The sequence below is a fragment of the Pseudomonas sp. BF-R-30 genome (assembly GCF_019956175.1).
GTDB lineage: Bacteria > Pseudomonadota > Gammaproteobacteria > Pseudomonadales > Pseudomonadaceae > Aquipseudomonas > Aquipseudomonas jessenii.
On record NZ_JAHBDE010000035.1, the window covers coordinates 43,040 to 51,626 of the forward strand.

The 8,587-nt window shown below is 60.6% G+C and carries 6 protein-coding genes; 3 read left to right on the top strand and 3 right to left on the bottom strand.

Annotation, left to right across the window (positions count from 1 at the left end; all coding sequences use genetic code 11):
* Positions 1–121: 121 nt before the first annotated feature.
* A complete protein-coding gene (locus KGB20_RS18950; RefSeq protein WP_150812604.1) occupies positions 122–1,654 on the top strand; it encodes a DHA2 family efflux MFS transporter permease subunit in 1,533 nt (510 codons plus the stop codon).
* A 122-nt stretch (positions 1,655–1,776) separates the two neighbouring features.
* Here KGB20_RS18950 and lpxH read toward each other — a convergent pair whose 3' ends face one another.
* Positions 1,777–2,529 carry a UDP-2,3-diacylglucosamine diphosphatase gene (gene lpxH, locus KGB20_RS18955; protein WP_090456633.1) on the bottom strand — a complete coding sequence of 251 codons (753 nt, stop codon included), beginning with the start codon at positions 2,527–2,529 and terminating at the stop codon, positions 1,777–1,779.
* Positions 2,526–3,029, bottom strand: coding sequence for a peptidylprolyl isomerase (locus tag KGB20_RS18960; RefSeq protein ID WP_008053603.1), 504 nt, complete (start codon positions 3,027–3,029; stop codon positions 2,526–2,528). The genes lpxH and KGB20_RS18960 overlap by 4 nt, the downstream gene beginning before the upstream one ends.
* A 250-nt stretch (positions 3,030–3,279) precedes the next feature.
* On the opposite strand from KGB20_RS18960, the gene KGB20_RS18965 reads away from it, so the two are divergent.
* A complete protein-coding gene (locus KGB20_RS18965) occupies positions 3,280–4,977 on the top strand; it encodes a glutamine--tRNA ligase/YqeY domain fusion protein (RefSeq protein ID WP_150812606.1) in 1,698 nt (565 codons plus the stop codon).
* 20 nt (positions 4,978–4,997) lie between these two features.
* Complete coding sequence (gene cysS / locus KGB20_RS18970; RefSeq protein WP_007970481.1) at positions 4,998–6,380, top strand: cysteine--tRNA ligase; 1,383 nt, start codon at positions 4,998–5,000, stop codon at positions 6,378–6,380.
* A 232-nt stretch (positions 6,381–6,612) separates the two neighbouring features.
* Here the strand turns inward: cysS and KGB20_RS18975 are convergent, their stop codons facing one another.
* Entirely contained in the window at positions 6,613–8,451 is a 1,839-nt protein-coding gene (locus KGB20_RS18975; protein WP_223532854.1) for a sigma-54-dependent Fis family transcriptional regulator, read from the bottom strand.
* Positions 8,452–8,587: the final 136 nt, after the last annotated feature.

The window sequence follows — 8,587 nt, forward strand, 5'->3', positions numbered from 1 at the left end:
AGCGGGCTTGCTCGCGAAGGCGGAGCGTCAGGCGACATCCATGTTGAATGTGCCGACCTCTTCGCGGGCAAGCCCGCTCCCACAGGGTTAGCTGCGCCCGTCTGGTTTCAAAGGATTTGCGATGAGCAATAACGCGTCTTTCACACCGCCCAGCCTGTTGCTCAGCACCATCGGCCTGTCGCTGGCGACCTTCATGCAGGTGCTCGACACCACCATCGCCAACGTGGCGCTGCCGACGATCTCCGGCAACCTGGGCGTGAGTTCGGAGCAGGGCACCTGGGTCATCACCTCGTTCGCCGTGAGCAACGCCATCGCCTTGCCGCTGACCGGTTGGCTCAGTCGGCGTTTCGGCGAGGTGAAGCTGTTTGTCTGGGCGACGCTGCTGTTCGTGCTGGCTTCGTTCCTGTGCGGGATTTCCACCTCGATGCCGGAGCTGGTGGGCTTCCGGGTGCTGCAAGGGGTAGTGGCCGGGCCACTGTACCCGATGACCCAGACCCTGCTAATTGCGGTTTACCCCCCGGCGAAACGGGGGCTGGCGCTAGCGCTGCTGGCGATGGTCACGGTGGTCGCGCCGATTGCCGGGCCGATTCTCGGCGGCTGGATCACCGACAGCTACAGCTGGCCGTGGATTTTCTTCATCAACGTGCCGATCGGCCTGTTCGCGGCATGGGTGGTCACCCAGCAGATGAAAAAGCGCCCGGTGGTCACCAGCCGCCAACCGATGGATTACGTCGGTCTGATCGCGCTGATCATTGGCGTCGGGGCTTTGCAGATCGTGCTCGACAAGGGCAACGATGCCGACTGGTTCGAATCCAGCTTCATCGTGATCGGCTCGGTGATTTCGGTGGTGGCCCTGGCGTTCTTCGTGATCTGGGAAATGACCGACGAACACCCGGTGGTCAACCTGCGCCTGTTCGCCCATCGTAACTTCCGCTACGGCACCATCGTGCTGATCCTGGGCTATGCCGGGTTCTTCGGGATCAACCTGATTTTGCCGCAGTGGCTGCAAACGCGGCTGGGCTATACCGCGACCTGGGCCGGTTTTGCCGTGGCCCCGCTGGGGATCCTGCCGGTGCTGCTGGCGCCGTTTGTCGGTAAGTACGCACCGAAATTCGACATGCGCCTGCTGGCGGGCGGGGCGTTCCTGGCCATCGGCCTGAGCTGTTTCATGCGCGCAGGCTTCACCAATGAAGTGGACTTCCAGCACATCGCCATGGTGCAGCTGTTCATGGGGATCGGCGTAGCGCTGTTCTTCATGCCGACCCTGACCATCCTGCTCTCGGACCTGCCACCGAACCAGATTGCCGACGGTTCGGGGCTGGCGACGTTCTTGCGGACTTTGGGCGGCAGTTTCGCGGCGTCGTTGACCACCTGGATCTGGATTCGTCGGGCGGACCAGCACCACGCCTACCTGACCGAAAGCATCACCCCCTTCGATCCGGCGACCCGCGAAGCGCTGACCCACCTGGGCGGGGCAGGGGCCAAGGCCTACACGCAGCTGGAGCAGACGGTGATCAGCCAGGCGTACATCATGTCCACGGTGGACTACTTCACCTTGCTGGGCTGGATGTTCCTGGGGCTGATCCTGATTGTCTGGCTGGCGAAGCCGCCGTTTACGGCGAAGGCCGGGCCAGAGGCCTCGGCGGGACACTAAACACCGCAGTACCAATGTGGGAGCGGGCTTGCTCGCGAAAGCGGTGGATCAGTCAATATAGATGTCGACTGACACGCCCTCTTCGCGAGCAAGCCCGCTCCCACAGGGTTATGTGTCTGGCTTCAGTTCGCGGGTGCTGCCAGTTGCGGTGGCGGAGTGAAATCAAACGGCGCCAGCGCAAACCCTTGCTCATCCACCTGCAATGCCCACCCTTGACGATCCCAATCCCCCAGCACAATGCGCCGGGCCGCTTGCTCGCCAAGCTGCAACTTGTGAATCGCGGGACGGTGGGTGTGCCCGTGGATCAAGGTCTTCACGCCGAATTCCTGCATGATCCGCGGAATCTCTTCGGGCGTGACATCGACGATGTCATTGGCCTTCATCCGCGTTTGCGCACGGCTTTCACTGCGCAGTTTGCGCGCCAGCTTGTGCCGGGTGCGCAGCGGCAGATGCCGCAGGATGAACAGGGTGATCGGGTTGCGCAGGTAGCGACGCAGCTTCATATAGGCTTCGTCGCGGGTACAGAGGCTGTCGCCGTGCATCAGCAGCACCGGCTCGCCGTTGAACTGCACGACACTCGGATCCTTCAACAAGGTGCAGCCGGCTGCTTTGCAGAAGGCCTTGCCCAACATGAAGTCGCGATTGCCGTGCATCAGGAAAATGGCCGTGCCGCTGTCGCTCAATTCGCGCAGGGCTTGGCAGATGGAACGCTGGAAGGGTGTCATGGCGTCGTCGCCAATCCACACCTCGAAGAAGTCGCCCAGAATGTACAACGCACTCGCCGAGCGGGCGCGTCCGGCGAGCAAATCCAGAAACGCCCGGGTAATGTCCGGGCGCTCCTCTTCCAGATGTAAATCTGAAATCAGCAATATCACTCAATGATCTCGGCTTTCTCGATGATCACGTCGTCTGCCGGTACGTCCTGGTGGCCGGACTTGGAAGTGGTGGCCACGCCTTTGATCTTGTCGACAACGTCGGTGCCTGCGGTCACTTTACCGAATACTGCGTAGCCCCAGCCCTGAACGTTCTTGCCGCTGTGGTTCAGGAAGCTGTTGTCCGCCACGTTGATGAAGAACTGTGCGGAAGCCGAATGCGGCTCCATGGTGCGGGCCATGGCGACGGTGTACTTGTCGTTGGAAAGACCGTTGTCGGCTTCGTTCTGGATGCTTGGACGCTTGTCTTTCTTTTCTTTCATGCCTGGCTCGAAACCGCCGCCCTGGATCATGAAGTTACCGATGACACGGTGGAAAACGGTGTTTTCGTAGTGACCGGCTTTAACGTACTCAACGAAGTTGGCCACGGTGATCGGGGCTTTGTCAGCGTTCAGTTCGAGGACGATGTCACCGAAGTTGGTAGTCAGTTTGACTTGGGTCATGATCGTTACTCACTAGAGGAATTCGTGGTGTTGGAACATCGCGTCCCGCCACCGGTTCAGCCTTTTTGGCCAAGGTGCGCAGTTTAGCGTGCCAGACGCGAATTTCGAGGCTGTTTTTTCATTTGCGGCCTATTAAATGCGACGGTTTACAGAGTGCGCTCTGTCAGGTACTTGACGGCATCGGCTATGATAGCGGCTTTGTTTTGTCCGGCCTTCATTACGGCCACGCACTTGTACGTTCAAGGATCCTATGAGCAAGCCCACTGTCGACCCTACCTCGAATGCCAAGACCGGCCCTGCCGTGCCGGTCAACTTCCTGCGGCCGATCATCCAGGCAGACCTGGACTCGGGCAAGCACACGCAGATCGTCACCCGTTTTCCGCCTGAACCCAACGGCTACCTGCACATTGGCCACGCCAAGTCGATCTGTGTGAACTTCGGCCTGGCCCAGGAGTTCGGCGGCGTCACGCACCTGCGTTTCGACGACACCAACCCGGCCAAGGAAGACCAGGAATACATCGACGCGATCGAAAGCGACGTCAAATGGCTGGGCTTCGAATGGTCCGGCGAAGTGCGCTATGCCTCGCAGTATTTCGACCAGTTGCATGACTGGGCGGTGGAGTTGATCAAGTCCGGCAATGCCTACGTCGACGACCTGACCCCGGAACAAGCCAAGGAATACCGAGGCAGCCTGACCGAGCCGGGCAAGAACAGCCCGTTCCGCGACCGCAGCGTCGAAGAGAACCTGGACCTGTTCGCCCGCATGAAAGCCGGCGAGTTCAAGGACGGCGCACGGGTGCTGCGGGCCAAGATCGACATGGCCTCGCCGAACATGAACCTGCGTGACCCGATCATGTATCGCATCCGTCACGCTCACCACCACCAGACCGGTGACAAGTGGTGCATCTACCCCAACTACGACTTCACCCACGGTCAGTCGGACGCCATCGAAGGCATCACCCATTCGATCTGCACCCTGGAGTTCGAAAGCCACCGTCCGCTGTACGAGTGGTTCCTCGAGCACTTGCCGGTACCGGCCAACCCGCGCCAGTACGAGTTCAGCCGCCTGAACCTGAACTACACCATCACCAGCAAGCGCAAGCTCAAGCAGCTGGTCGATGAAAAGCACGTCAACGGCTGGGACGACCCGCGCATGTCCACGCTGTCGGGTTTCCGCCGCCGTGGCTACACGCCTAAATCGATCCGCAACTTCTGCGAAATGATCGGCACCAACCGTTCCGACGGCGTGGTCGACTTCGGCATGCTCGAATTCAGCATCCGCGACGACCTCGACCACAGCGCCCCGCGCGCCATGTGCGTGTTGCGTCCGCTGAAAGTCGTGATCACCAACTACCCGGAAGGCCAGGTCGAAAACCTCGAACTGCCGTGCCACCCGAAAGAAGACATGGGCGTGCGCGCGTTGCCGTTCGCCCGTGAAATCTACATCGACCGTGACGACTTCATGGAAGAGCCGCCCAAGGGCTACAAGCGCCTGGAGCCGGCCGGTGAAGTGCGCCTGCGTGGCAGCTACGTGATCCGCGCCGACGAAGCGATCAAGGACGCCGATGGCAACATCGTCGAACTGCGTTGCTCCTACGATCCGGACACCCTGGGCAAGAACCCGGAAGGTCGCAAGGTCAAAGGCGTGATCCACTGGGTGCCGGCCGCTGCCAGCGTCGAGTGCGAAGTGCGTCTGTACGATCGTCTGTTCCGTTCTCCGAACCCGGAGAAGGCCGAAGACAGCGCCAGTTTCCTGGACAACATCAACCCTGATTCGCTGCAGGTACTCACCGGTTGTCGTGCCGAGCCTTCGCTGGGCAATGCACAGCCGGAAGACCGTTTCCAGTTCGAGCGCGAAGGTTACTTCGTCGCCGATCTCAAGGATTCGAAACCAGGTCAGCCGGTATTCAACCGTACCGTGACCCTGCGTGATTCGTGGGGCCAGTGATTTAGCGTCAAGGAATAAACGTGCTTACGATCTACAACACGCTCACCAAGAGCAAAGAAGTCTTCAAGCCGCTCGATGGCAACAAGGTGCGCATGTACGTGTGCGGCATGACCGTGTACGACTATTGCCACCTGGGCCACGGCCGCAGCATGGTCGCGTTCGACCTGGTGACGCGCTGGTTGCGCTTCAGCGGCTACGACCTGACCTACGTGCGCAACATCACCGACATCGACGACAAGATCATCAATCGGGCCAACGAGAACGGCGAGTCGTTCGAAGCGCTGACCGAACGCATGATCGCGGCGATGCACGAAGATGAAGCGCGCCTGAACATCAAGAAACCGGACATGGAGCCGCGTGCCACGGATCACATCCCTGGCATGCACGCGATGATCCAGACCCTGATCGACAAGGGCTACGCCTACGCCCCGGGCAATGGCGACGTGTACTACCGCGTCGGCAAGTTCATGGGCTACGGCAAGCTGTCGCGCAAGAAGATCGAAGACCTGCGCATCGGCGCACGCATCGAAGTCGACGAGTCCAAGCAGGACCCGCTGGACTTCGTATTGTGGAAAGCCGCCAAACCGGGCGAACCGAGCTGGGAATCGCCGTGGGGCGCCGGGCGTCCGGGCTGGCACATCGAGTGCTCGGTGATGTCCACCTGCTGCCTGGGCGAGACCTTCGACATTCATGGCGGCGGCAGCGACCTTGAGTTCCCGCACCACGAAAACGAAATTGCCCAAAGCGAAGCGGCCACCGGCAAGACCTACGCCAACGCCTGGATGCATTGCGGCATGATCCGTATCAATGGCGAGAAGATGTCCAAGTCCTTGAACAACTTCTTCACCATTCGCGACGTGCTCGACAAGTACCACCCGGAAGTCGTGCGTTACCTGCTGGTGTCGAGCCACTACCGTAGCGCCATCAACTACTCGGAAGACAACCTCAAGGACGCCAAAGGCGCCCTGGAGCGTTTCTACCACGCGTTGAAAGGCCTGCCGAACGTGGCGCCAGCGGGCGGCGAAGCCTTCGTCGAGCGCTTCACCCAGGTGATGAACGACGACTTCGGCACGCCGGAAGCCTGCGCGGTGCTGTTTGAGATGGTCCGCGAGATCAACCGCCTGCGTGAGAGTGACCTGAACGCTGCGGCCGGTCTGGCCGCCCGTTTGAAAGAACTGGCCAGCGTGTTGGGTGTGTTGCAACTCGAAGCCGATGACTTCCTGCAGGCCGGCGCCGAAGGGCGCGTGGACGCAGCCGAAGTCGAGGCGCTGATTGCCGCGCGTCTGGCGGCACGCGCTGGCAAGGACTGGGCCGAATCCGACCGCATCCGCGACCAGCTCACCGCCATGGGCGTGGTGCTGGAAGACGGCAAGGGCGGCACGACCTGGCGTCTGGCTGACTGATTGCCTTGTTGGCTACGCCTTTTACAAAAGCAAAAACCCGCCTTGTGCGGGTTTTTGTTTGTGGGTATGGCAGGAAAATGCTGTTCCAGCAGTGCTGACGCCTTCGCGAGCAAGCCCGCTCCCACATTTGATCTACGGTGTGTTTGAGTTTGGTGTACGACGCAAATCCAATGTGGGAGCGGGCTTGCTCGCGAACGGTCTCAAGCCGAACATCGCCAGCGCCGATCACTCGTCATTCCACTTGGCGCAACCGCTTGTAAAGGGTATTACGGCTTACTCCGAGCCTGCGCGCCAGATGGGAAATATTCCCCCCAACCGCCTGCAGCTGCCGATTCAACTCCTCGGCATCATCAAGGTCAACCGCCAACGGCTCCGGCGTCTCCACCGGCTCCATCTCCAGATCAACAAAAAAATCATCCGGCAAATGCTCCGGCCTTATCGGTTGTTCCTCGGCCATGGCCAACGCCACCTGCATCACGCTGCTGACCTGACGCAGGTTTCCCGGCCACGGATGGCGCTCGAACAGCTCCAATACCTCGCGGCTCAGTCCGGCCCATTGGCTTGGCTCGCGATGCTGTTCCCACAGGCGTTTGAACAACGCCTCTTTATCGCTGCGCTCTCTTAACGGTGGCAGTTCCAGGGTCAGGCCGCCGATGCGGTAATACAGGTCTTCACGAAACCGCCCCAGTTGTACCTGTTCGCGCAACGAGCGATTGGTCGCTGAAATGATGCGCAAGTCCACAGGAAACAACTCGCTGCTGCCCACGGGCTGCACGCAACGCTCCTGCAACACCCGCAACAGTCGCGCCTGGGTTGGCAGTGGCATATCGCCGATTTCATCGAGGAACAGCGTGCCTTTGTCAGCCTTGCGGATCAGGCCGATGCTGCCTTTCTGGCTGGCGCCGGTGAACGCGCCTTTCTCGTAGCCGAACAGCTCTGACTCGACCAGTTCGGCGGGGATCGCTGCACAGTTCACCGCAATAAACGCCTGTTTGCTGCGAGAGCTGGCCTGATGCAGGGCTTTGACGAAAACTTCCTTGCCGACGCCAGTCTCGCCGTGGATTAACAGCGGAATGTCTTTTTCCAGCAACCGCTCGGCCTGGCGCACAGCTTTTTCCACGCGGCTGTCGCCGAAGTGCAGGGTGTTGAGGCTGATCGCGGCCGGTGTTGGCGCAGTCACGGCAGGTTCGGCGAACACTCGCGGCTGAATCGGAACCTGCTTGGGTCTTGTCAGCAGACACTGGAAGCGGTTACGCCCGGAAGCCTGCAGCGAGAAGGGCAAGCCTTCGGGTTGGTTCAGCAACTCCAGCAGCGAGACCTTGAACAGGCTTTCGACACTGACCCGCGACAGGCTGATGCCCAGCAGGTTGTCGGCCCGGCGGTTGGCCGACAGCACCTGGCCGGTTTCATCGAATATCAGCAACCCGGCCCACTGACTGTCGAGGTTGTTAAGCCCGGTGTTGAACGTCAGCTGAAAATGCTGGCCATGGAACAGGTTGAGGATCAACCGGTTTTCCACGGTCTGGCTCATCATCTTGACCATGCCCAGGGTGTGGGAGGGCGGCAGGTAGCTGTCGCTGGACACGTCCAGCACCGCGATCACCTTGCGCTCGGTATCGAATATCGGCGCGGCGGAACCGGTCATGAAGCGGTTGGCCTTGAGGAAATGTTCGTCGTGCTCGATGTGCACCGCTTGCTCGCAGGCCAGGGCGGTGCCAATGGCGTTGGTGCCGGTGCAGCGTTCCATCCAGCTGGCGCCGGCGCTGAAACCCCGGGCCAGTTTCGGTTCGATAAAGCGCTGGGTGCCCCACGATGTGAGCACCTGGCCCTGATGGTCGGCGAGCATGATCAGGCAATTGGAATTGCTCAGGATGTTCTCGTAGTAGGGCAGCACTTCCTGATGGGTGGTTTGCACCAGTGAATGCTGGCTCTCCAGCAGTTGCGCGATGCCCGCGGCCGGCAATTGGTCGAATGCCGGCGTGCTCTGATGACTGAGGCCGAACGCGCGGCAACGGGACCAGGAGTCCTGGATGATGGCGTCGTGGGACAACGGCGATGCGGGTGCGGCCATGGCAGTCAGTCTCTGAATCAGCATTTTTATTGTTGTTATGGGCAGCTCGGCAACACACCGAACTACAGGTGGGAGCGGGCTTGCTCGCGAAGGCGGTGTGTCAGTCAGATCATCGCTGAATGACACACCGCCTTCG